The sequence below is a fragment of the Pseudomonas entomophila genome (assembly GCF_013523125.1).
GTDB classification, from domain to species: domain Bacteria; phylum Pseudomonadota; class Gammaproteobacteria; order Pseudomonadales; family Pseudomonadaceae; genus Aquipseudomonas; species Aquipseudomonas entomophila_B.
In genome coordinates this window covers 54,302-74,476 of the sequence record NZ_JAAMQJ010000005.1, presented here as the reverse complement: position 1 = coordinate 74,476, position 20,175 = coordinate 54,302, and the positions used below count along the sequence as shown (strand labels likewise).

General features: G+C 64.3%; 21 protein-coding genes. 13 read left to right on the top strand and 8 right to left on the bottom strand.

Annotation, left to right across the window (positions count from 1 at the left end; translation table 11 throughout):
- Positions 1 to 261: 261 nt before the first annotated feature.
- Positions 262 to 1,365 carry an NADH:flavin oxidoreductase gene (locus G7007_RS04800; RefSeq protein WP_181099440.1) on the bottom strand — a complete coding sequence of 368 codons (1,104 nt, stop codon included), beginning with the start codon at positions 1,363 to 1,365 and terminating at the stop codon, positions 262 to 264.
- Positions 1,366 to 1,480: 115 nt separating this feature from the next.
- Between G7007_RS04800 and G7007_RS04795 the strand changes: the two genes are divergently transcribed.
- The 10 genes from G7007_RS04795 (at position 1,481) to G7007_RS04750 (ending at position 7,889) form a co-directional block, all read left to right on the top strand.
- Positions 1,481 to 2,389: a LysR family transcriptional regulator gene (locus tag G7007_RS04795; protein ID WP_181099438.1), complete on the top strand. Its 909-nt coding sequence runs from the start codon at positions 1,481 to 1,483 to the stop codon at positions 2,387 to 2,389.
- Positions 2,390 to 2,804: 415 nt separating this feature from the next.
- Positions 2,805 to 3,131, top strand: a complete 327-nt coding sequence (locus G7007_RS04790; protein ID WP_258198460.1) for a hypothetical protein — start codon at positions 2,805 to 2,807, stop codon at positions 3,129 to 3,131.
- Positions 3,132 to 3,469: 338 nt separating this feature from the next.
- On the top strand, positions 3,470 to 3,997 hold the full coding sequence (locus tag G7007_RS04785; RefSeq protein ID WP_181099436.1) for a GAF domain-containing protein: 528 nt from the start codon (positions 3,470 to 3,472) through the stop codon (positions 3,995 to 3,997).
- A 177-nt stretch (positions 3,998 to 4,174) separates the two neighbouring features.
- Positions 4,175 to 4,324, top strand: coding sequence for a hypothetical protein (locus G7007_RS04780; RefSeq protein ID WP_172798457.1), 150 nt, complete (start codon positions 4,175 to 4,177; stop codon positions 4,322 to 4,324).
- Positions 4,325 to 4,459: 135 nt separating this feature from the next.
- Positions 4,460 to 4,852 (top strand): sulfurtransferase complex subunit TusD, encoded by a 393-nt coding sequence (tusD, locus tag G7007_RS04775; RefSeq protein WP_181099434.1) that lies wholly within the window; start codon positions 4,460 to 4,462, stop codon positions 4,850 to 4,852.
- Position 4,853: 1 nt separating this feature from the next.
- The gene (tusC, locus tag G7007_RS04770) at positions 4,854 to 5,213 is read left to right on the top strand and encodes a sulfurtransferase complex subunit TusC (RefSeq protein WP_181099432.1); all 360 of its coding nucleotides are present in this window, start codon (positions 4,854 to 4,856) and stop codon (positions 5,211 to 5,213) included.
- Complete coding sequence (tusB, locus tag G7007_RS04765) at positions 5,210 to 5,509, top strand: sulfurtransferase complex subunit TusB (RefSeq protein ID WP_181099431.1); 300 nt, start codon at positions 5,210 to 5,212, stop codon at positions 5,507 to 5,509. The genes tusC and tusB overlap by 4 nt, the downstream gene beginning before the upstream one ends.
- On the top strand, positions 5,506 to 5,841 hold the full coding sequence (locus G7007_RS04760) for a TusE/DsrC/DsvC family sulfur relay protein (protein ID WP_181099429.1): 336 nt from the start codon (positions 5,506 to 5,508) through the stop codon (positions 5,839 to 5,841). Before tusB ends, G7007_RS04760 begins: the two co-directional genes overlap by 4 nt.
- Positions 5,838 to 6,839, top strand: a complete 1,002-nt coding sequence (locus G7007_RS04755) for a glycosyl transferase family protein (protein WP_181099427.1) — start codon at positions 5,838 to 5,840, stop codon at positions 6,837 to 6,839. Before G7007_RS04760 ends, G7007_RS04755 begins: the two co-directional genes overlap by 4 nt.
- 81 nt (positions 6,840 to 6,920) lie before the next feature.
- A complete protein-coding gene (locus tag G7007_RS04750; RefSeq protein WP_181099425.1) occupies positions 6,921 to 7,889 on the top strand; it encodes a glutathione S-transferase family protein in 969 nt (322 codons plus the stop codon).
- A gap of 58 nt (positions 7,890 to 7,947) precedes the next feature.
- Here the strand turns inward: G7007_RS04750 and cysG are convergent, their stop codons facing one another.
- The 6 genes from cysG to G7007_RS04720 all read right to left on the bottom strand — a co-directional run bounded on the left by cysG (position 7,948) and on the right by G7007_RS04720 (position 15,605).
- Positions 7,948 to 9,339 carry a siroheme synthase CysG gene (gene cysG, locus G7007_RS04745; protein ID WP_181099423.1) on the bottom strand — a complete coding sequence of 464 codons (1,392 nt, stop codon included), beginning with the start codon at positions 9,337 to 9,339 and terminating at the stop codon, positions 7,948 to 7,950.
- Positions 9,340 to 10,620 (bottom strand): serine--tRNA ligase, encoded by a 1,281-nt coding sequence (gene serS / locus G7007_RS04740; protein ID WP_181099421.1) that lies wholly within the window; start codon positions 10,618 to 10,620, stop codon positions 9,340 to 9,342.
- Between the two features lie 29 nt (positions 10,621 to 10,649).
- The gene (gene crcB, locus G7007_RS04735; protein WP_181099419.1) at positions 10,650 to 11,024 is read right to left on the bottom strand and encodes a fluoride efflux transporter CrcB; all 375 of its coding nucleotides are present in this window, start codon (positions 11,022 to 11,024) and stop codon (positions 10,650 to 10,652) included.
- Positions 11,021 to 12,346, bottom strand: a complete 1,326-nt coding sequence (locus G7007_RS04730) for a replication-associated recombination protein A (protein WP_181099417.1) — start codon at positions 12,344 to 12,346, stop codon at positions 11,021 to 11,023. The genes crcB and G7007_RS04730 overlap by 4 nt, the downstream gene beginning before the upstream one ends.
- A 17-nt stretch (positions 12,347 to 12,363) precedes the next feature.
- Complete coding sequence (gene lolA, locus G7007_RS04725; RefSeq protein ID WP_181099416.1) at positions 12,364 to 12,987, bottom strand: outer membrane lipoprotein chaperone LolA; 624 nt, start codon at positions 12,985 to 12,987, stop codon at positions 12,364 to 12,366.
- A 62-nt stretch (positions 12,988 to 13,049) separates the two neighbouring features.
- On the bottom strand, positions 13,050 to 15,605 hold the full coding sequence (locus G7007_RS04720) for a DNA translocase FtsK (protein WP_219858950.1): 2,556 nt from the start codon (positions 15,603 to 15,605) through the stop codon (positions 13,050 to 13,052).
- A gap of 330 nt (positions 15,606 to 15,935) precedes the next feature.
- Here G7007_RS04720 and aat point away from each other — a divergent pair, with 330 nt between their 5' ends.
- The 3 genes from aat (at position 15,936) to infA (ending at position 17,700) form a co-directional block, all read left to right on the top strand.
- Positions 15,936 to 16,616: a leucyl/phenylalanyl-tRNA--protein transferase gene (gene aat, locus G7007_RS04715; RefSeq protein WP_181099407.1), complete on the top strand. Its 681-nt coding sequence runs from the start codon at positions 15,936 to 15,938 to the stop codon at positions 16,614 to 16,616.
- A 54-nt stretch (positions 16,617 to 16,670) separates the two neighbouring features.
- Positions 16,671 to 17,378, top strand: coding sequence for an arginyltransferase (locus G7007_RS04710; RefSeq protein WP_181099405.1), 708 nt, complete (start codon positions 16,671 to 16,673; stop codon positions 17,376 to 17,378).
- Positions 17,379 to 17,481: 103 nt separating this feature from the next.
- The gene (gene infA / locus G7007_RS04705; protein WP_002553999.1) at positions 17,482 to 17,700 is read left to right on the top strand and encodes a translation initiation factor IF-1; all 219 of its coding nucleotides are present in this window, start codon (positions 17,482 to 17,484) and stop codon (positions 17,698 to 17,700) included.
- A 175-nt stretch (positions 17,701 to 17,875) separates the two neighbouring features.
- On the opposite strand, the gene clpA is transcribed toward infA, so the two are convergent.
- Positions 17,876 to 20,146 carry an ATP-dependent Clp protease ATP-binding subunit ClpA gene (gene clpA, locus G7007_RS04700; RefSeq protein WP_181099403.1) on the bottom strand — a complete coding sequence of 757 codons (2,271 nt, stop codon included), beginning with the start codon at positions 20,144 to 20,146 and terminating at the stop codon, positions 17,876 to 17,878.
- Between the last annotated feature and the right edge of the window lie 29 nt (positions 20,147 to 20,175).

Genomic DNA, 20,175 nt, shown 5'->3' with positions numbered 1-20,175 from the left:
CAGGACAACCTGAAGACGCTGGCCTTCGACGAGGCTGAAAAGGACTCGCAGGAGCACTACCGCGCGGCGTTCGTGCTGTACGCCAAGCAATCGGTTCGCCTGTCCATGGACTTCTTCGAGTCTGCAGGGCCACAGGCGTCGATCGTGCCGTTCGAGAAAAGCCTGGGCAAGGTCACGCAGATGACCGAAGGCTGGCACCAGCAGAACATTACCAAGCCCCCAGGCTGCACTGCCCTGCTGAGCCGCATGAATGTCTTCGTTTCATCGGACCGACGTCAGCTCGCTCTCCTTGAGATTGGCGATCGGCCCCAGGATCGAGGTGTCGAACTCGTCCAATGGCTCTGCATTGGCGAGCTTCTTCGGCAGATCCGGATTGGCCAAGGCCGCCTTGCCGATCGCGATGACGTCGGCGCCCTCTTTCAACGCGGTGCCAGCATGCGTTGACGAGTGCAGCCCGCCATTGGCAATCAGTGACACCGCCGGTGCATAGCGTCGCGCCAACGCGACCAGACTCTGACGACCGCCAGAAAATGCCGGTTTCCAGGCTTCGAATTCGGTGACGTGGATGAAGTCGACACCCGCATCGCTCAAAGAACCGAAGATCACCTCCGCAGCCTGCTCCCCCTCGACCCATTTATGGCCGTAGTCGTTGACCTTGCCCTGCGAGATGCGTACGCCTACAGGCAGCACGCCAACGGCCTGCCTGACTGCCTTGACCACGTCCACGATGAGGCGGACGCGTGCCTGCACGGAGCCACCCCAGTGATCGTTTCGATGGTTCGTGTAATCGGTGAGGAACTGGTCCAGCAAGTAGCCGTTAGCGCCGTGGATCTCGATTCCATCGAAGCCAGCCTGCTTGCTGGCCAGGGTAGCGGCCCGGGCGAACCCTGCGATGGCATCGGCGATGTCCTCATCGGTCATGGCCTGCGGGATGGCGTACTGGCCCGAGCCGTAGTAGAACTTCATTTGCTCGCCTTTCGGGCGCAGTGCCGAGGGTGCTGCCGAAACGTCGGTGAAACGGTTGCCTTGGCTAAGGGCACCTGCATGCATCACCTGAGCGAAGACTTTGCCTTCATGGGCATGAATGGCATCGGTCACCCTTCGCCAGGCGTGGGCCTGGCTCTCGTCCGTCATTCCTGGCTGATGACAGTAGCCTTGTGAATACTGCCGATCCGTGTAGATACCCTCGGTGATGACCAGACCAAACCCTCCCTGAGCGAACCGCTCGTAGTATCGCGCCATTTCCTTGGTGGCGCTGCCTGTCTCGGTGGCGCTCACACGAGTCATGGGCGCGACGGCCAAACGGTTTTTCAGCGGGCATCGCGCAATATCATGATGCGTTAGAATCTTGGAATTCAAAGGCATGGGTATGTTCTCCATTGGTTTTCGAAGTTGCCTGATCCTTCGATGGTAGACGCCAATGGCAAGGGGGAGAATGAGGCGTTTTGGATAGGGCGCTTTAACGAAAGGAGATATGACGGTGAATATAGCGGATGTCGAAGTGTTCGCGGCCATTGCTGAAAGCGGCAACCTGTCGGCGGCGGCCCGGCGGCTCGGGTTGTCGCCCATGACCGTTTCACGGCGGCTGGTATCGCTTGAGGAGGAGCTAGGAGTTCGCTTGGTGCACCGCACCACGCGCTCGGTATCACTGACCCCTGAAGGAGACGTCTTCCTGCCATTCACCAAGACGCTTCTTGGCGCAAGCGAAGCGGCAAAAGTTACCCTGAAGGCACATGCAGGCACTGCCAGTGGCACCCTGAAGATCACTGCGCCGACTGTCTTCGGTCAGTCCGTCATCATGCCGTTGATTCCAGACCTGCTGACGGAGCACCCCGCCTTGCAGGTGGATTTGCTGGCATCGGACAGCATCGTGGACATCGTCAGCCTGGGGATCGACGTGGGGATCCGTATCGCGCCGCTTCGTGACTCCGAGCTGATCGCTCGCTCCCTGGCGCCCAACCCTCGCGTGCTGTGCGCAAGCCCTGGCTACCTGACACGACACGGCGCGCCTCGTGTGCTGGCCGACCTGCACCAGCACCGCTGCCTTTTCCTGCACGGTATGCCCCACTGGCCATTCATGCGTGACGGTGAACAGGTCGGTTTCAAGGGTGATAGCGTCTTCTCTGCCAATAGTGTCGAGGCCGTACGTATGGCGAGCAAACAGGGTCTGGGGCTGGCGATGCTCACTTACTGGGATATTCGCGATGATGTCGCACAGGGGGCGCTGCATGTGGTGGAGCTAGAGGACGCGATGCCTGAGCGACTGTTCATCACGGCCATGCTGCCTACCCGACGTCAGGTGCCACACCGTGTCCGGGTGTTCCTCGATCGGTTGGAAGTGGCGCTGCGCAACGTCGACGTCGAGCGTCCGCTGCCGGCCGAAGACTAAAGACCTTCGGCCCATGACACGCGCACGTCAACTGCCGAGGCAGTGTCCCGCCCTCTGGGCGCATCACGACCTTCAGCGCGACTTCATTGTCAGGCGGGAAGACAAGACTGCCATTCTCTTCAGGCTGGAGAGAGAAACTACCGATGAATACTCCATCGCACGCATGACTCATAGGCCGCTGCTGAACCGCTGAATGTGAGTGCGAGCGGCAATGCGATGAATGAAGCAAGCGACAGGCCGATGTTTGCGGTGGTAAAACGCTTTCAGGCTGTAACAGACCACCTGCCCGCCCATCCAGCCTGGATGCAAAGCCAGTAACCAAGCCTCTCAGCTTGTAGTAGCGTCGCCCCCTCAACGAACGGCCCGGCCCGTCATCGTCAGCCCAGGGACCGGGCGATTGCGACCAGGAGGTAACATGCAACCGGTGGTAGGCCAAGACGCACTCGATTCGGCATTGATCGCGTTCGCGCGGTACAAGATCGGGGAAACGAAATTTTCCGCGCTGGAGCGTGCGATGAGTTTCGAGGTCGGCGAGGCGCTTTCCAGGAGCGAATGGGTGAGGTTCTCGATCTCGAAACTGCCGTCGGGTCGTTACCGCATCGCGGACGAGGGGGAAAACGCCATCACGGAGGCAGGCCGCACGCACCTCGCAGCGCTTCGAGCCTCGCAGTCTCACCCTGAGGTCCAGCCGGCTTCACACGGCGTGACGCCCTCGCCCCCCCTGCACAGGCCTGAGCCATGAACGGAAGCTGTGCCTGCGGCGCCGTCGCCTACGCGATCGACTGCATTGACATGCCGATCAGTCACTGCCACGGTTCGGCCAGGCCACCAGGCGTCCTATGGTGGAATAAACTCACTGGATCGCCTTAGTGCCGTTGGTGATGCTGGCGGGCGCCCTCTCCTCTACGAGCCCTTGTCAGCAGTCGCCCGAAACGGGCCAGCCCTTGGCGCGCGAACCCTGATCGGCGACTATTGTCCGATCGCTGGACCGCGCGCCGCTTGCGGTGGAAATACCAATGCCTCACGTTGCATAGATCGCTGACGGATACGTCAGCCGACCAGATTCCGGAGCTTCCTTCAATGCCTTCTTCACACCTGCAGCCTCATGACTACCTGTCCCCCGAAGAGCGCTCGGCGATCGCCGAGATCGAGGCGACGACCAGCATCCTGCGGCTGGTCACCCGGTTGACCGGCATGCGCTTCGCCGGGATCGCCAAGTTCACCGACACCGAGTGGATCACCTGCATGGTGCATGACGTGGGTGAACTGGGGATCGAGGAAGGCGACTGTGAACCGCTGGAAGTCACGCTGTGCAGCGAATTCAAGCGCGATCCGCGAGCATTGCTGGTGCCCAAGATCAGCGCGGACGAACGTTTCGCCACCCGGCCGGTGGTCAAGCGCTTCGACCTGGAAAGCTACGCCGGCGTGCCGATCTTCATGCCCGATGGCCGCTTGTATGGTGCGCTCTGTGCGCTGGACTCCAAGCCCACGCTTTTCGACAACCCGGACCTGGCCGAGACGCTGGACCTGTTCGCGCGTCTGATCGGATGCATCTTCTTCGCCAACCTGACCAGCCTGCCAGTGCCTTCCGAGACCCAGCCGGCCTGAGACCAGCCTCCTTCGAACCGGGCAGATGACACTGCCCATCGGGGCCTGAAGTTCAGCGCGAATGACCTGCGGTAGCGATTATTTCGTACCCGACGAACTGCTCCAAAAAAACTGAATCCTGCTCGTGGCGCCTCAGTCAAGAATCATGAACGCAGTCAATCTGACGAGGTAACAGCCATGACCATCGAAGCAGAGACACTCGTACAACTGACCGAGGCCCTTCAGGAACGCGGCTTGACGCTGGTCTCGGACATCCACTTCACCCGTGCGCCCTACCGGCACAACAACCGTTGGATCTGCATGGTCGAATATTCGGCGCAGGCATGATCCGCGCGTCACAGCGACGGCCTGTCGCTGACCCGATGCACCTGGCGCCGCGTCGCCAGGATGCAGGGGACGCGTAAAAGTACGGTACGCCAGGTTTTGCTTTATCATGGCAGCAGTTACCAGACAGAGCCTTCCATGAGATTCGCCATCGCGGTTTTTTCCCCCGCCCATGCGCCCTCCTCGCGCCGTGCCCTGCGCTTCGCCGACGCGCTCCTGGCCGGCGGGCATCAGATCGAGCGCTTGTTCTTCTACCAGGACGGTGTCCACAGCGCCTCGGGCAACATCGTCGCGCCGCAGGACGAATGCGACATCGCCGCCCAGTGGCGCCAGTTCATCACCGCGCATCGACTCGATGCGGTGGTCTGCATCGCCGCGGCCTTGCGCCGGGGCGTACTCGACGCCTCGGAAGCCAGCCGTTACCAGCGTGACGCTGCCAACCTGCCTGCACCCTGGGTGCTGTCGGGCCTGGGCCAGCTGCACGAAGCGGCACAATCGGCCGACCGGCTGGTCTGCTTCGGAGGCGACTGACATGAGCCGATCCCTGCTGATCATCAGCCGCCAGACACCTGGAACGGGCCTCGGCGCACGCGAAGCGCTGGACATCGCGCTGGCGGGCGGCGCCTTCGATCTGCCGCTGGGCCTGCTCTTTCTGGACGATGGCGTCTTCCAACTGCTCGACCGGCAACGGCCCGCGCACCTGGAGCAGAAGAGCCTGGCCGCCAACCTGCAGGCGCTGCCGCTGTTTGGTGTCGAGCAACTGTACGCCTGCGCTGCCAGCCTCGACAGCCGTGGCCTGGCCGACGCGACCTTGGCCCTGCCGGTCGAGACGCTCGATGAACGGGGGCTGCGCGCCCTGCTTGCCCGCTTCGACCAGGTGATGACCCTATGAGCACCACATTGCATGTGATCGCCCATTCGCCGTTCGGCGATGAGCGTCTGTCCAGTTGCCTGCGCCTGCTGGGCGCCGATGACAGCCTGTTGCTGTGCGGCGAGGCGGTCCAGGCCCTGCGCCACGGCACTGCGCCTCAGGCTCAGTTGCGCGAGGCCGGGTTGCAGGGGCGACTGTTCGCCTTGGCCGAAGATCTGGAGGCGCGTGACCTGGCAGGCGAGCTGGCCGAGCGTGTCGATTACCCTGGCTTCGTCGACCTCACCCTGCGCCATGACAAGGTCAACACCTGGCTATGAACACACTGACGCTGAACGATCGCCAGGTGCCCCTGGATCAGGACGGTTTCCTGGCCGACCTGCAGGATTGGTCACGTGAAGTGGCCGAGGCGCTGGCGCTGAACGAAGGCATACCGCTGACGCCCGAACATTGGGAGATCCTCGTACTACTGCGCCGCTTCCACGAGCAGTATGCGCTGTCACCGGCTACCCGACCCCTGGTCAAGTACGTGGCGCTGAACCTTGGCGCCGACAAAGGCAATAGCGCTTACCTCAATCGCCTGTTCAACGGCACTCCCGCCAAACTGGCCGCCAAGCTGGCAGGCCTGCCCAAGCCGACCAATTGCATATGACTTCGAACGTTCCCCTGCTCCTCGAGACCCCCGAGGAACATCCCTTCGCGACTTTCGTGCGAATTCTGGGCAAAGGCAAGCGCGGTGCCCGTGGGCTCTCGCGTGAAGAAGCACGCCAGGCCATGGCCATGATCCTGAGCGGCGACGTCGAGGAGGCGCAACTGGGCGCCTTTCTGATGCTGCTGCGGCACAAGGAAGAAACGCCCGAAGAGCTGGCGGGCTTCACCGAGGCGGTCCGCAAGGCGCTGACGGCCCCTGCCTTGGCCGTGGACCTGGACTGGCCCAGCTACGCCGGCAAGCGCCGTCACCTGCCGTGGTACCTGCTGGCGGCCAAGTGCCTGGCCGCCAACGGCGTGCGCATCTTCATGCATGGTGCGGGTGCCCACACTGCAGGCCGCCTGTACACCGAGCAACTGCTCGACCTGCTGCAGATTCCGCTGTGCCGGGACTGGGCGGCAGTGGGGGCGGCGCTCGATGAGCACGGCCTGGCCTTCCACCCGCTGCAGGACTGGGCGCCACGTCTGCAGTACCTGATCGACCTGCGCAACGTACTCGGCCTGCGCTCGCCGATCCACTCGCTGGCCCGTGTACTGAACCCCTTGAAGGCCCGGTGCGCCCTGCAAAGCATCTTCCACCCGGGCTACCAGGCGGTGCACCGCGAAGCCAGCCGACTGCTGGGCGACCATGCCATCGTGGTCAAGGGTGACGGCGGCGAGATCGAGATCAACCCGGACGTCGTCAGCCACCTGTATGGCACGACCGACGGCCAGGCGTGGGATGACGAATGGCCCGCCTTGAGCGCGCAACGTCACGTCAAACCGGCCGTCCTCGACCCGAGCCTGCTGCTGGCGGTCTGGCGCGGCGAGCAGTCGGACAGCTATGGCGAACTGGCCGTGATCGCCACCATGGCCTTGGCACTGCGTGGTCTCGGCCAGCCCCAGGATGCAGCCTTCGCACAGGCTCGCCAGTATTGGGACGCCCGCACGGCAACGGCCTGAGCGACAGACCGTCGGCCACCGGCGAACGACCGCCCCTGCGTCAGGCTCCAAGCTGAACGAGCCTGACGAAGGAGCCTGAACATGGGTCTGTTGATCGACGGTCAGTGGCATGACCAGTGGTACGAAAATGGCAAGGACGGTGCTTTCAAGCGTGAGGAAGCGCAGCGCCGCGACACCTCGCTGAGCGCCGAAGCAGGACGCTACCACCTGTACGTGTCGCTGGCCTGCCCGTGGGCGCACCGGGCCCTCATCCTGCGCAGCCTGAAAGGACTGGAGCCGATCATCGGCGTCTCGGTGGTCAGTTGGCTGATGGGCGAGCGAGGCTGGACGTTCGACCGTGATCACGGGTCCACGGGCGATGCCCTCGACGGCCTGCAGTACCTGTATGAGCGCTATACCCAGGACGACCCTCGTTATACCGGACGCGTGACCGTGCCGGTGCTCTGGGACCGACAGGCGCAACGCATCGTCAATAACGAGTCGGCGGACATCGTGCGACTTTTCAACCACGCCTTCGACACGCTGACGGGCAATGATCTGGACCTGTATCCTGCGGCACTGCAATCGACCATCGACGGCCTGAATGCGCGCATCTACCCAGCCGTCAACAATGGCGTCTACCGCGCCGGTTTCGCCACCACGCAGCAGGCCTACGAAGAAGCCTTCGATGCCCTGTTCGCCGAACTCGATCAGCTGGAGCAGTTGCTCGAGCAACAGCGCTACCTGGCTGGGGCCTATCTCACCGAAGCCGACATTCGTCTGTTCACCACGCTGGTACGGTTCGATGCCGTCTACCATGGCCACTTCAAGTGCAACCTGCGCCGTATGGTGGACTCCCCGAACCTGTCCAACTGGCTGCGCGAGCTGTACCAGTGGCCCGGCGTGGCAGCGACCGTGGACCTGTGGCACATCCAGCATCATTACTATCGAAGCCACCCCACCATCAACCCGACCGGTATCGTGCCCAAGGGGCCGCACCTGGACTTCGAGCGCCCTCACGACCGCGAACGCCTGCCCGGCCAGGGCATCTGGCGCCGTACTCAGGCCTGACATGACAACGCCGCGACACCCTGCCAGGGTATCGCGGCGTTGTTACCTGTCGGAGGGCTCAGTCGTGCTGCGCGCCTTCGAACCAGGCCAGCTTGTCGCGTAGCTGCACCACTTCACCCACGATGACCAGGGTCGGCGCGTGCACCTCGTGACGCGCGACCAGGTCGGGCAGGTCGGCCAGGGTGCCGACGAACACCCGTTGATTGCGTGTGGTGCCCTGCTGGACCAGGGCCGCAGGCGTACTGGCAGCACGACCATGGCGAATCAACTCCGCACAGATGGTCGGCAAGCCCACCAGGCCCATGTAGAACACCAGGGTCTGTGCAGGCGCCACCAGATCGGACCAGGGCAGGTTGCTGCTGCCGTCCTTCAGGTGACCGGTAATGAAGCGCACCGACTGAGCATGGTCGCGGTGGGTGAGGGGAATCCCTGCGTAGGACGAGCAACCACTGGCCGCCGTGATGCCCGGCACCACCTGGAAGGGGATGCCCTCCTCGGCCAGTTCCTCGATCTCCTCGCCACCCCGGCCGAAGATGAACGGATCCCCCCCCTTGAGCCGCAGCACACGCTTGCCCTGACGGGCCAGCTCGACCAGCAGCCGATTGATCTGTTCCTGCGGCACCGAGTGCTCCGCACGGCGCTTGCCCACGTAGATGCGTTCGGCGTCGCGGCGGCACATGTCGATGATGGCCGGGGCCACCAGTCGGTCGTAGAGCACCACGTCCGCCTGCTGCATCAGGCGCAGGGCACGGAACGTCAGCAGGTCGGGATCGCCAGGACCGGCGCCGACCAGGTAGACCTCACCGCCCTGCTGTATCGGCGCGCCATCGACCATGGCCTGCAGCAGACGCTCGGCCTCGCCCCCCTGGCCGGCCAACTGGCGCTCGGCGATCGGCCCCTGGAAGACAGCCTCCCAGAAACCGCGACGCTGGTTGACGTCCGGGTACAGCGATTTGACCTGATGGCGAAAACGCGCGGCCAGGCCGGCCAGCTCGCCATAGGCCGCCGGGATCCAGGCTTCAAGCCGCGCCCTGATCAACCGCGCCAGCACGGGCGCATCGCCGCCGCTGGAGACGGCCACCACCAAGGGTGAGCGGTCGACGATGGCCGGGAAGATCACCGTGCACAGAGCAGGCGCATCCACCACGTTGACTGGCAGGCTGCGCAGCTGGGCATCGGCCGAGACCTGGGCGTTGAGACCCGGATCATCGGTGGCGGCGATCACCAGCCGGCAACCGTCCAGGTCGCTGGTCTGGTAACCGCGCACCTGGACTTCGCCGCCGCCTTCGCGCGCCATGGCCGCCAGTTGCCCGTCGACCTCCGGCGCCACCACGCGCAGCGCCGCGCCGGCATCGGCCAGCAGGCGGGCCTTGCGCAGCGCGATCTCGCCACCGCCGACCACCAGCACCCGGGCGCCGTGCAGCTTGTGGAACAGAGGCAGGTAATCCATTTAGCGGATGACCTCGACGCCACCCATGTACGGCTTGAGCACCTCGGGCACACGGATCGAGCCATCGGCCTGCTGGTAGTTCTCCAGCACCGCGACCAGGGTACGGCCCACGGCCAGCCCCGAACCGTTGAGGGTGTGCACCAGCTCCGGCTTGCCGGTTTCCGGGTTGCGCCAGCGGGCTTGCATGCGACGCGCCTGGAAGTCACCGCAGTTGGAGCAGGAGCTGATCTCGCGGTACTTGTCCTGGCTTGGCACCCAGACTTCCAGATCGTAGGTCTTGACCGCGCTGAAGCCCATGTCGCCGGTGCACAAGGCCAGCACGCGGTACGGCAGCTCGAGGGCCTGCAGCACGCGCTCGGCGTTGGCAGTCAGGCTTTCCAGCGCGTCCATGGACCTGGACGGCTCCACCACCTGGACCATCTCGACCTTGTCGAACTGGTGCTGGCGGATCATGCCACGGGTGTCACGCCCCGACGCACCGGCCTCGCTGCGGAAGCACGGCGTATGGGCGACGAACTTGACCGGCAGCTGCTTGGCGTCGAGGATCGAATCGGCCACCAGGTTGGTCAGCGACACTTCGGCGGTCGGGATCAGGTAGAAGTCGGCCTCGCCTTCGCGGCTGATCTTGAACAGGTCTTCCTCGAACTTCGGCAACTGGCCGGTGCCCTGCAGCGCCGGAGCCTGGACCAGGTAAGGCGTGTAGGCCTCCTCGTAGCCGTGCTCGGCGGTGTGCAGGTTGATCATGAACTGCGCCAGCGCACGGTGCAGGCGTGCGATCGGGCCACGCAACACGGCGAAGCGTGCACCGGACAGCTTGGCGGCGGCCTCGAAGTCCAGCTTGCCGCTCAGCTCGCCCAGGGCCACGTGGTCCTGAATCGGGAAGTCGAACACGCGAGGCGTGCCCCAGCGGCGCACTTCGACGTTCTCGTCTTCATCGGCGCCGACCGGCACGCTGGCGTCCGGCAGGTTGGGAATCGTCAGCAGGATGGCATCGAGCTCGGCCTGGATCTGCTCCAGTTCGACCTTGCCGGCGGCCAGCTCGGTGGCCATGCGGTCGACGTCGGCCTTCAGCGGCTCGATGTCTTCACCCTTGGCCTTGGCCTGGCCGATGGACTTGGAAATACGGTTGCGGTCGGCCTGCAGCTGCTCGGTACGCGTCTGTACCGACTTGCGGCGCTCTTCCAGTGACTCGATGCGCGCGACATCCAGGGTGAAGCCACGGGAGGCCAGGCGACCTGCCACTTCCTGAAGTTGGCCACGTAGCAGTTTGGAATCGAGCATATCGTTCTCTCGTTATAGGTGTGTGGTGTTCAGATTCGGGTCAGGGACAGGCCCGCCCAGGTGGCGAGCAGCCCGCCGAGGACGCTCGCCGCAGCATACCCGAAGGCCAGGGGCGCTTGCCCGTTTTCGAGCAGGCGGATGGTGTCCAGGGAAAACGACGAAAAGGTGGTCAGGCCGCCAACGAAGCCGACCAGCAGACCGACACGCACTTCGGCCGGAACGCTGGGGCGGGTCAGGAACAGGCCATAGAGGACGCCGATGATCAGGCAGCCGACCAGATTCACGGCCAGCGTGGCCAGGTAGTAGTGTCGAGGGTGATGGGCAGCGACCCAGTTGCCCAGGGCGAACCGTAGCAGCGTGCCGACGATGCCGGCCAGGCTCACCGAGGCGATCATGCCGATCATGTGGGCCTCCGGCGTACGGGACTGTGCCGATCGAGCTCGGCCAGGTGTCGAAGCTTCTCGCCGATCTTCAGTTCGAGACCGCGCGGCACGGGTTGGTAGTAGGCGCGAGGCGCGAGGGCCTCGGGGAAGTAGTCTTCGCCTGCCGCATAACCTTCGGGTTCGTCGTGGGCGTAGCGGTAGTCGTCGCCGTAGCCCAATTGCTTCATCAGCTTGGTCGGCGCGTTGCGCAGGTGCAGCGGCACGTCGAGCGAGCCGTGCTCAGCCGCCTCGCGCATGGCGCGCTTGAAGCCCATGTACACGGCGTTGCTCTTCGGCGCGCAGGCCAGGTAGGTGATGGCCTGGGCCACCGCCAGCTCGCCCTCGGGGCTGCCCAGGCGCTCCTGCACGTCCCAGGCGGCCAGGCACAGGTTCAGCGCACGCGGGTCGGCGTTGCCGATGTCCTCACTGGCCATGCGCACCACGCGCCGGGCGATGTACAGGGGGTCGCAACCGCCGTCGAGCATACGGGCGTACCAGTACAACGCTGCATCCGGGTTGGAACCGCGCACGGACTTGTGCAGCGCGGAAATCTGGTCGTAGAAGGCCTCGCCACCCTTGTCGAAGCGACGGCGGCTGTCACCCAGCAGGCTCTGCAACAGCTCGACGCCGATGTCGCCGCCGTCCTCGGCCAGGTCCGAAGCGTTTTCGAGGAAGTTCAGCATGCGCCTACCGTCGCCATCGGCCGCGGCCACCAGCATCTTGAAGGCGTCATCGCCGACCGTCAGGCGGCGACTGCCCAGGCCACGTTCCTCGCTGAGGGCACGGTCGACCAGCTTGCGCAGGGCCGCCTCGTCCAGGCTCTTGAGCACATACACCCGCGCCCGCGACAGCAGCGCGTTGTTGAGCTCGAAGGAGGGGTTCTCGGTGGTCGCACCGATGAACAGCAAGGTGCCATCTTCTACGTACGGCAGGAAGGCATCTTGCTGCGACTTGTTGAAGCGGTGGACCTCATCGACGAACAGGATGGTGCGCCGCCCATACTGCCCGGCCTGCTGCCGCGCCACCTCCACCGCCTGGCGGATTTCCTTGACGCCGGCCAGCACCGCCGACACCGTTTCGAAGTGCGCGTCGCAGAACTGCGCCAGCAGCCGCGCCAGGGTGGTCTTGCCCACCCCGGGCGGGCCCCAGAAGATCATCGAATGGAGGGCACCCTGTTCCAGGGCCTCGCGCAGGGGCTTGCCACGGGCCAGCAGGTGCTCCTGGCCGACGTACTCGTCCAGGTTGGAAGGCCGCAGGCGGGCGGCCAGGGGCTGGGCGACGGGTTCGCTTCGAAACAGGTCCATACGGGTGACGACAGCCTCTATTCCTGGATCACGTCAGCACCAGCCGGGATCTTGAACTGGAACTTGCCTGGGGCGACCGGCTGGTTGGCCTTCACCCCGTTGAACAGGATGTTGGTGCGCTGGCCGACGCTGTCGATCAGTTGCATGTCGTTGATCAGACCACGCCGGAACGACACGCGCAGCGAGTCGAACAGGGTGTCCTTGGTCTTGGGCGTCAGGGTGAAGTCCATGACCTCGCCCTGCTCCTTGGAGGCGATGTCGAAGCTCTGGCTGATCTTCGACACATCGCCCGACAGCAGCAGCGCAGGCGTCTGGCTCAGACGCACGTCGAGCTTCTTGACCGTGGCCTGCTCGAGGTCCGGGTCCCAGAGGGTGACCTTCTGGCCGTCGGACACCACCACCTGCTCCTGCGGCGCGTCGGTGTGCCAGTAGAACAGGCCAGGGCGCTTGACGGCCATCTGCCCGGTGGTTTCCTGCAGGCTGGTGCCGCTGGCATCCAGGGTCAGTTGCGAAAAGCCCGCCTCGAGGGTCTGGGACTTCTCCAGCAGCTGGGTCAGCCGCGCCACGTCTTTGTCATCGGCATGGGCCGGCAGGGTCGCCAGGGCCAGGGCAGAAACCAACAGCATGCGAATTGCGCGCATGGGAATCCTCATCGAACGGTGGGTGGGCCGGTCGGCCAGGGGGCAGACCGGCGAAGTGTTCATCACTCGCGTGGGCCGCCGGGGGCGATCACTTCCCGCGAGCCGTTGCTGTTCATCGGTGTGACCACACCGGCCATCTCCATCGACTCGATCATCCGCGCCGCGCGGTTATAGCCGATCTTGAGCTTGCGCTGGACGGCCGAAATCGAGGCGCGTCGGCTTTCGAGCACGAACTGCACGGCTTCATCGTACAGGGCATCGGCCTCCGGGTCTTCCCCGTCGCCACCGCTCGAGCCGCCGTCGAAGCCGCTGCCGGCTTCTTCGACGCCGTTGAGGATGTCGTCGTTGTAGTCCGGGGCGCCACGCAGCTTCCAGGCCTCGACGACCCGGTGCACCTCATCGTCGGACACGAACGCGCCGTGGACACGGATCGGCAGGCTGGTGCCTGGCGGCATGTAGAGCATGTCGCCGTGGCCGAGCAACTGCTCGGCGCCGCCCTGGTCGATGATGGTCCGCGAGTCGATCTTGCTCGACACCTGGAACGCCATGCGCGTGGGGATGTTGGCCTTGATCAGGCCAGTGATGACGTCCACCGACGGCCGCTGGGTGGCCAGGATCAGGTGGATGCCCGCTGCACGGGCCTTCTGCGCGATCCGTGCGATCAGCTCTTCGACCTTCTTGCCGACGATCATCATCATGTCGGCGAATTCGTCGACGACCACCACGATGGTCGGCAAGGTGTTCAGCACCGGCACGTCGTCGTCCATGCTCTCGCGGCGGAACAACGGGTCGGCGATGGTCTCGCCAGCGGCCTCGGCGTCCTTGACCTTGCGGTTGAAGCCCGCCAGGTTACGCACGCCCATGGCCGCCATCAGCTTGTAGCGGCGCTCCATCTCGGCCACGCTCCAGCGCAGCGCGTTGGCGGCGTCCTTCATGTCGGTGACCACCGGGCAGAGCAGGTGCGGGATGCCCTCGTAGATCGACAGTTCGAGCATCTTCGGGTCGATCATGATCAGCCGCGCGTCTTCAGGGCTGGACTTGAACAGGATCGACAGGATCATCGCGTTGACCCCCACCGACTTGCCGGAACCGGTGGTACCGGCGACCAGCAGGTGCGGCATCTTGGCGAGGTCCGTGATGACCGGCTTGCCACCGATGTCATGCCCCAGCGCCAGGGTGACCGGGGACGTGGCGTCCTCGTACGGCGCCGACGACAGTACCTCGGAGAAGCGCACCATCTGGCGGTTCTCGTTGGGAATCTCGATGCCGACGGTGGTCTTGCCGGGAATGACCTCGACCACCCGCACGCTGGTCACGGCCAGCGAACGCGCCAGGTCCTTGGCCAGGTTGGAAATACGGCTGACCTTGACCCCGGCGGCAGGCTGGATCTCGTAGCGGGTGATCACCGGGCCGGGATGGATCGAGTCCACCGTCACCTCGACGCCGAACTCCTTGAGCTTGAGTTCCAGCAGCTGACCGACGCCGGCCAACGATTCGGGCGAATACTCGATCTTCTTTTCCTCGGCAGGGTCGAGGATGGAAACCGAGGGCAAGGTACCTTCGACGGCACTGTCGACGAAGGTCGCGACAGGCTTGGGCTTGGGTACCGGACGCGCCGGTTCGACGGCCCGGGGTGGGGTCGGCGTCGGCAGGATCACGGGTGCGGCCAAGGGGGTGATGGGCACTTCACGCGGTGCCGGTGCTGGCGGCTGAACCGCCACAGGTTCGCGCTCGATGACCCGCTCGCGCGGCTTGGGCTGTTCGCGCTTGTCGGTCACGCTTGGCGTGCTCGGTGCCGGGCTGACCGGTGCAGCACTGGGTGCCACGGGCCGCGCGGCAGTCGGCATCGGGGCGGCAGGCCTCGCGGCGTCCGGCTTGGCGACGGGCGCGCTACGCAGGACCGGTTCGTCGACTTCACGCAATTGCGCCACCAGGCGTTTGCGCTCGTTGCGCGCCTCCCACCAGCGGCTGGCCGCGCCACGCACCAGCTCGACCACGTCGAGCGTGAGCTTGCCGGTCATGTCCATCACCTTGAACCAGGACAGGTCGGTGAACACCGTCAGCCCGAACAGGAACAGCGCGATGAACGCCAAGGTACTGCCTTGCACGTTGAGCAGGCTGCGGCCCAGCTCGCCCAGGCCTTCGCCCAGGGCGCCGCCGGCGGAAAACGGCAGGCTGGCCGGCGGATGGAAATGGATGTGCGCCAGGGCTGCGCCGGAAAGCACCAGAAAGACCAGCCCGATCAGGCGCCAGGAGAACAGCCAGCCGCTCCACTGCCAGGGCTGGTGCCGCTCGCGGAAGATCTGCCAGGTCTTGATGCCCAGCAGCAGCGGGAAGATGTAGGCGAAATAGCCCAACACCATGAACAGCACATCGGCGCAGTAGGCACCGGCACGGCCTGCGGCATTCTGCACCTGGTCGACGTTGCTGGTGTGGGTGAAGCCTGGGTCGGCGGTGTCGTAGGTCAACAGCGCCATCCACAGGTACAGGCACAGCGCGCCGACGGCGATCAGCGCACCCTCCTTGAGTCGGTAATGCAACTGTTGCCGCCACAGGGGTACCGGCAAGGGAGTCGGAGATGCGGTGGATTTCTTCAAAACGCGTTTATTCCTGCGCATGGTGCGCGTCCAAGAGTGATCGACCCACGTGAACAGTCTGTTAGTCACTGCCTTCAACAGTGGCGCCTGCCCATCGCCAGGGTGGCAAGCCTGAAACAGGTCTGGGTCCTGCACCCGTAATTTGAGCACGCATTTTGTTCTGTGACAAAGGCTTATGCTGTGTTTTTGCACAGGTGTGACAGCAAGGCGCCGTATTAGTTGCCGCCCGGGCCCAGGCGCCGAGCGCACCGCCTGGGCAAATACCCGTCGGCTTGCCAACGCCCTGCGTTGACCTGCCGGCGCCAGGTCGCCATGCTGGGCGCTCCCCTCCCCTGCCGGCACAGAATGCCCATGCTGACTTGGCTGAACCGCGACGCCCTGACCTTTCCGCCCTTGAACACCGCCTTGCAGGAACCCAATGGCCTGCTGGCGGCCGGTGGCGATCTGCGACCCGAGCGCCTGATCCAGGCTTACCGTCATGGCTGTTTCCCCTGGTACCAGGAGGGGCAGCCGATCCTGTGGTGGTCGCCGGACCCACGCACCGTGCTGTTTCCCGCCGAACTGCACGTGTCGCGTTCGCTGGCCAAGCTGATGCGCCAGCAGCGCTACCAAGTGAGCTTCGACCAGGACTTCGCAGCCGTGGTCGCCGCCTGCGCCGCGCCTAGAACCTACGCCGACGGCACCTGGATCACCGAGTCCATGCAGGCTGCCTACTGCGAACTGCATCGACAGGGCGTCGCCCATTCGGTCGAAGTGCGCGAGAACGGCGTGCTGGTCGGCGGGCTCTACGGGCTGGCCATCGGCCGATTGTTTTTCGGCGAGTCCATGTTCAGCCGGGCGGACAATGCCTCAAAGGTCGGCTTCGTGACCCTGGTCAAGCGCCTCGAACAGGCAGGTTTCGCGCTGATCGACTGCCAGATGCCTACCGATCACCTGCATAGTCTTGGCGCACGGGCGATTTCGCGCGTTGCGTTCGCCGAAGCCCTGGCGCGCCACCTGGACACGCCCCCGACCCTGGAATGGCTCGGCTAGGCGCGCTGGCCTGGCTGGCTTACACTTAGGGCAACGTTTCGCAAGGGGTCACCCATGACAGAGCTGGCACACCTGAAGTTCTTCGCCACTCAGCCCCATGACTGCAGCTACCTGCCGGAGCAACAGGCGACCACCCTGTTTCTCGATCCCAGCCAGCCGATGGACGTACACGTTTACGCCGACCTGTCGGAGATGGGGTTCCGTCGCAGTGGCGATCATCTGTACCGCCCGCATTGCCAGCAGTGCAGCGCCTGCGTGCCCGCGCGCATTCCGGCAGCGCGTTTCATCCCCAATCGCCAGCAGCGGCGCATCCTCAAGCGCAACGCGGCACTGGAAGTCACGGCCGCACGGCCGGCGTTCACCGAAGAGTATTTCGACCTGTACCGCCGCTACATCGAGCAGCGCCATGCCGACGGCGACATGTACCCGCCGAGCCGCGAGCAGTTCTCGACGTTCCTGGTGCGTGACCTGCCGTTCTGCTGGTTCTATGAATTTCGCCTGCAGGGCCGGCTGCTGGCGATCGCGGTGTGCGACCTGCTGCCCAATGGCCTGTCTGCGGTCTACACCTTCTACGAGCCCGAGGAGGAACGGCGCAGCCTCGGTCGCTACGCCATCCTGTGGCAGATCGGCGAGACGCTGCGCCGCAACCTGGATGCGGTGTACCTGGGCTATTGGATCAAGAACTGCCAGAAGATGAGCTACAAGACCCAGTATCGGCCCATCGAACTGCTGATCAACCAGCGCTGGGTCAGCGTCAACTGAAACCATTGGCTTGAGAAGCGATTTTCGGGCATAATCCACGCCACTTTTTTGCCTGATGCAGGGTTGTATCGGGCGATCTTTGGATTATCGAGGACTCAACTGCATGTCGAAAGAAGACAGCTTCGAAATGGAAGGTACTGTCGTCGACACCCTGCCCAACACCATGTTCCGCGTGGAGTTGGAAAACGGGCACGTCGTAACCGCGCACATCTCCGGAAAGATGCGCAAGAACTACATCCGAATCCTGACCGGTGACAAGGTCCGCGTCGAACTGACGCCCTACGACCTGAGCAAGGGCCGCATCACCTACCGCGCCCGTTAACCGCTCCACCTGCGTCAACGAAAAAGCCCGGCCTTGGCGCCGGGCTTTTTCGTTTCGAGCTACAAGCTACAAGCTACAAGCTACAAGCTACAAGCTACAAGCTACAAGCTACAAGCTGATCGTAGCGTGGCTTTGAAAACCGGCTACATCAGCTTGCCGCCAGGCGCCTGGGCCGTCAGGCTACCTCTGCCGTGGTCTCGAACTCGAAGACCAGTTCGCCATCGCGCAAGTCGACGTGAACGATGCCACCGTGCTCTGCCAGCTCGCCGAACAGGATCTCTTCGGCCAGGGGCCGCTTGATCTTGTCCTGGATGAGGCGCGCCATGGGACGCGCGCCCATCTGCACGTCGTAGCCGCTGGCAGCGAGCCAGCCACGTGCGGCGTCGCTGACTTCCAGCTGCACGTGCTTGTCTTCCAGCTGCGCCTGGAGTTCGATGAGGAACTTGTCGACGATGCTCTTGATCGTCTCGTGGCTCAGGCGACCGAACTGGATGATGGTGTCCAGACGGTTGCGGAACTCCGGCGTGAAGCTCTTGCGAATGACTTCCATGGCGTCGGAGGCATGATCCTGGTGCGTGAAGCCGATCGAGGCCCGCGACGCGGTTTCTGCGCCGGCGTTGGTGGTCATGATCAGGATCACGTTGCGGAAGTCCGCCTTGCGCCCATTGTTGTCGGTCAGGGTACCGTGGTCCATCACCTGCAGCAGCAGGTTGAAGACTTCCGGGTGGGCCTTCTCGATCTCATCGAGCAGCAGCACGCAATGGGGCTGCTTGGTGATCGCCTCGGTCAACAGGCCGCCCTGGTCGAAGCCGACGTAGCCGGGCGGCGCGCCGATCAACCGGGACACGGTGTGACGCTCCATGTACTCGGACATGTCGAAGCGCACCAGCTCCACGCCCAGCGCCTTGGACAGCTGACGAGCAGCCTCGGTCTTGCCGACGCCGGTAGGCCCTGCGAACAGGAACGAACCGACCGGCTTGTCCGGCGCCTTGAGCCCGGCGCGCGACAGCTTGATGGCGGTCGCCAGCGAGTCGATGGCCGCATCCTGGCCGAACACCGTGAGCTTGAGGTCGCGCTCCAGGTTGCGCAGCAACTCCTTGTCGGAACTGCTGACATGCTTCGGCGGAATGCGCGCGATCTTGGCGACGATGTCCTCGACCTGCTGCACGTCGATACGCTTGAGACGATTGGCCGGTGGCTGCAGGCGCTGGTAGGCGCCTGCTTCATCGATCACGTCGATGGCCTTGTCGGGCATGTGGCGGTCATTGATGTAGCGCGCAGCCAGTTCGGCAGCGGCACGCAGGGCCTCGTCGCTGTACTCGATGTCGTGGTGCGACTCGAAGCGCCCCTTCAGGCCGCGCAGGATGCCGACGGTGTCTTCGACCGACGGCTCCGAGACGTCCACCTTCTGGAAGCGTCGAGCCAGCGCTCGATCCTTCTCGAAGATGCCACGGAATTCCTGGAAGGTCGTCGAGCCGATGCAACGGATCTCGCCGGACGACAGCAGCGGCTTGAGCAGGTTGGAGGCGTCCATGACGCCACCGGACGCAGCCCCGGCACCGATGATGGTGTGGATCTCGTCGATGAACAGGATCGCGTGCGGCCGTTTGCGCAGCTCGCCCAGCAGCGCCTTGAAGCGCTTCTCGAAATCGCCGCGGTACTTGGTACCGGCCAGCAGCGCGCCCAGGTCCAGCGAGTAGACCACGCTCTGCGCCAGCAAGTCGGGCACTTGGCCGTCGACGATGCGCTTGGCCAGACCTTCGGCGATGGCGGTCTTGCCGACGCCAGCCTCACCGACCAGCAGCGGGTTGTTCTTGCGGCGACGCGCCAGGATCTGCGCCACGCGCTCGACCTCCTGCTCGCGACCGACCAACGGGTCGATACGCCCTTGGCGTGCCTGATCGTTCAGGTTACTGGCGTAGGCATCGAGTGGATTGCTGGAGGACGACGATTCACCACCCTCTTCATCCTGCATGTCTTGTTCGCCCTCGGTGCTGGGCCCATGGCCAGGCACCTTGGAAATGCCGTGGGCGATGTAGTTGACCACATCGATGCGTGCCACGCTCTGCTGCTTGAGCAGGAACACGGCCTGGCTCTCCTGCTCGCTGAAGATCGCGACCAGCACGTTGGCACCGGTGACCTCGCGCTTGCCGGAGCTCTGCACATGGAACACGGCACGCTGCAGAACCCGCTGGAAGCCCAGGGTCGGCTGGGTTTCGCGGTCTTCGTCGTGCACCGGGATCAGAGGCGTGGTGGAGTCGATGAACTCTTGCAGGTCGTGCTTGAGCTTGTCGAGATTGGCGCCACAGGCGCGCAGAACGGTCGCGGCGGCCTCGTTGTCCAGGAGCGCCAGCAGCAAGTGCTCGACGGTCATGAATTCATGGCGCTTCGACCGGGCCTCCTTGAAGGCCAGATTGAGGGTGACTTCGAGCTCGCGGTTTAACATGGCTTCACCTCATACCCAAGTGGTCGGCG

Excerpts from the sequence above, each read along its gene's own strand:
- G7007_RS04790 (WP_258198460.1), top strand. The coding sequence starts at position 2,805 with ATGCAACCGGTGGTAGGCCAAGACGCACTCGATTCGGCATTGATCGCG.
- tusD (WP_181099434.1), top strand. The coding sequence starts at position 4,460 with ATGAGATTCGCCATCGCGGTTTTTTCCCCCGCCCATGCGCCCTCCTCG.
- G7007_RS04800 (WP_181099440.1), bottom strand. The coding sequence starts at position 1,365 with ATGCCTTTGAATTCCAAGATTCTAACGCATCATGATATTGCGCGATGC.
- lolA (WP_181099416.1), bottom strand. The coding sequence starts at position 12,987 with ATGCGCGCAATTCGCATGCTGTTGGTTTCTGCCCTGGCCCTGGCGACC.
- tusB (WP_181099431.1), top strand. The coding sequence starts at position 5,210 with ATGAGCACCACATTGCATGTGATCGCCCATTCGCCGTTCGGCGATGAG.
- G7007_RS04750 (WP_181099425.1), top strand. The coding sequence starts at position 6,921 with ATGGGTCTGTTGATCGACGGTCAGTGGCATGACCAGTGGTACGAAAAT.
- G7007_RS04760 (WP_181099429.1), top strand. The coding sequence starts at position 5,506 with ATGAACACACTGACGCTGAACGATCGCCAGGTGCCCCTGGATCAGGAC.
- G7007_RS04755 (WP_181099427.1), top strand. The coding sequence starts at position 5,838 with ATGACTTCGAACGTTCCCCTGCTCCTCGAGACCCCCGAGGAACATCCC.
- serS (WP_181099421.1), bottom strand. The coding sequence starts at position 10,620 with ATGCTCGATTCCAAACTGCTACGTGGCCAACTTCAGGAAGTGGCAGGT.
- cysG (WP_181099423.1), bottom strand. The coding sequence starts at position 9,339 with ATGGATTACCTGCCTCTGTTCCACAAGCTGCACGGCGCCCGGGTGCTG.
- G7007_RS04730 (WP_181099417.1), bottom strand. The coding sequence starts at position 12,346 with ATGGACCTGTTTCGAAGCGAACCCGTCGCCCAGCCCCTGGCCGCCCGC.
- aat (WP_181099407.1), top strand. The coding sequence starts at position 15,936 with ATGCTGACTTGGCTGAACCGCGACGCCCTGACCTTTCCGCCCTTGAAC.
- G7007_RS04785 (WP_181099436.1), top strand. The coding sequence starts at position 3,470 with ATGCCTTCTTCACACCTGCAGCCTCATGACTACCTGTCCCCCGAAGAG.
- clpA (WP_181099403.1), bottom strand. The coding sequence starts at position 20,146 with ATGTTAAACCGCGAGCTCGAAGTCACCCTCAATCTGGCCTTCAAGGAG.
- G7007_RS04710 (WP_181099405.1), top strand. The coding sequence starts at position 16,671 with ATGACAGAGCTGGCACACCTGAAGTTCTTCGCCACTCAGCCCCATGAC.
- G7007_RS04780 (WP_172798457.1), top strand. The coding sequence starts at position 4,175 with ATGACCATCGAAGCAGAGACACTCGTACAACTGACCGAGGCCCTTCAG.
- crcB (WP_181099419.1), bottom strand. The coding sequence starts at position 11,024 with ATGATCGGCATGATCGCCTCGGTGAGCCTGGCCGGCATCGTCGGCACG.
- infA (WP_002553999.1), top strand. The coding sequence starts at position 17,482 with ATGTCGAAAGAAGACAGCTTCGAAATGGAAGGTACTGTCGTCGACACC.
- G7007_RS04720 (WP_219858950.1), bottom strand. The coding sequence starts at position 15,605 with ATGCGCAGGAATAAACGCGTTTTGAAGAAATCCACCGCATCTCCGACT.
- tusC (WP_181099432.1), top strand. The coding sequence starts at position 4,854 with ATGAGCCGATCCCTGCTGATCATCAGCCGCCAGACACCTGGAACGGGC.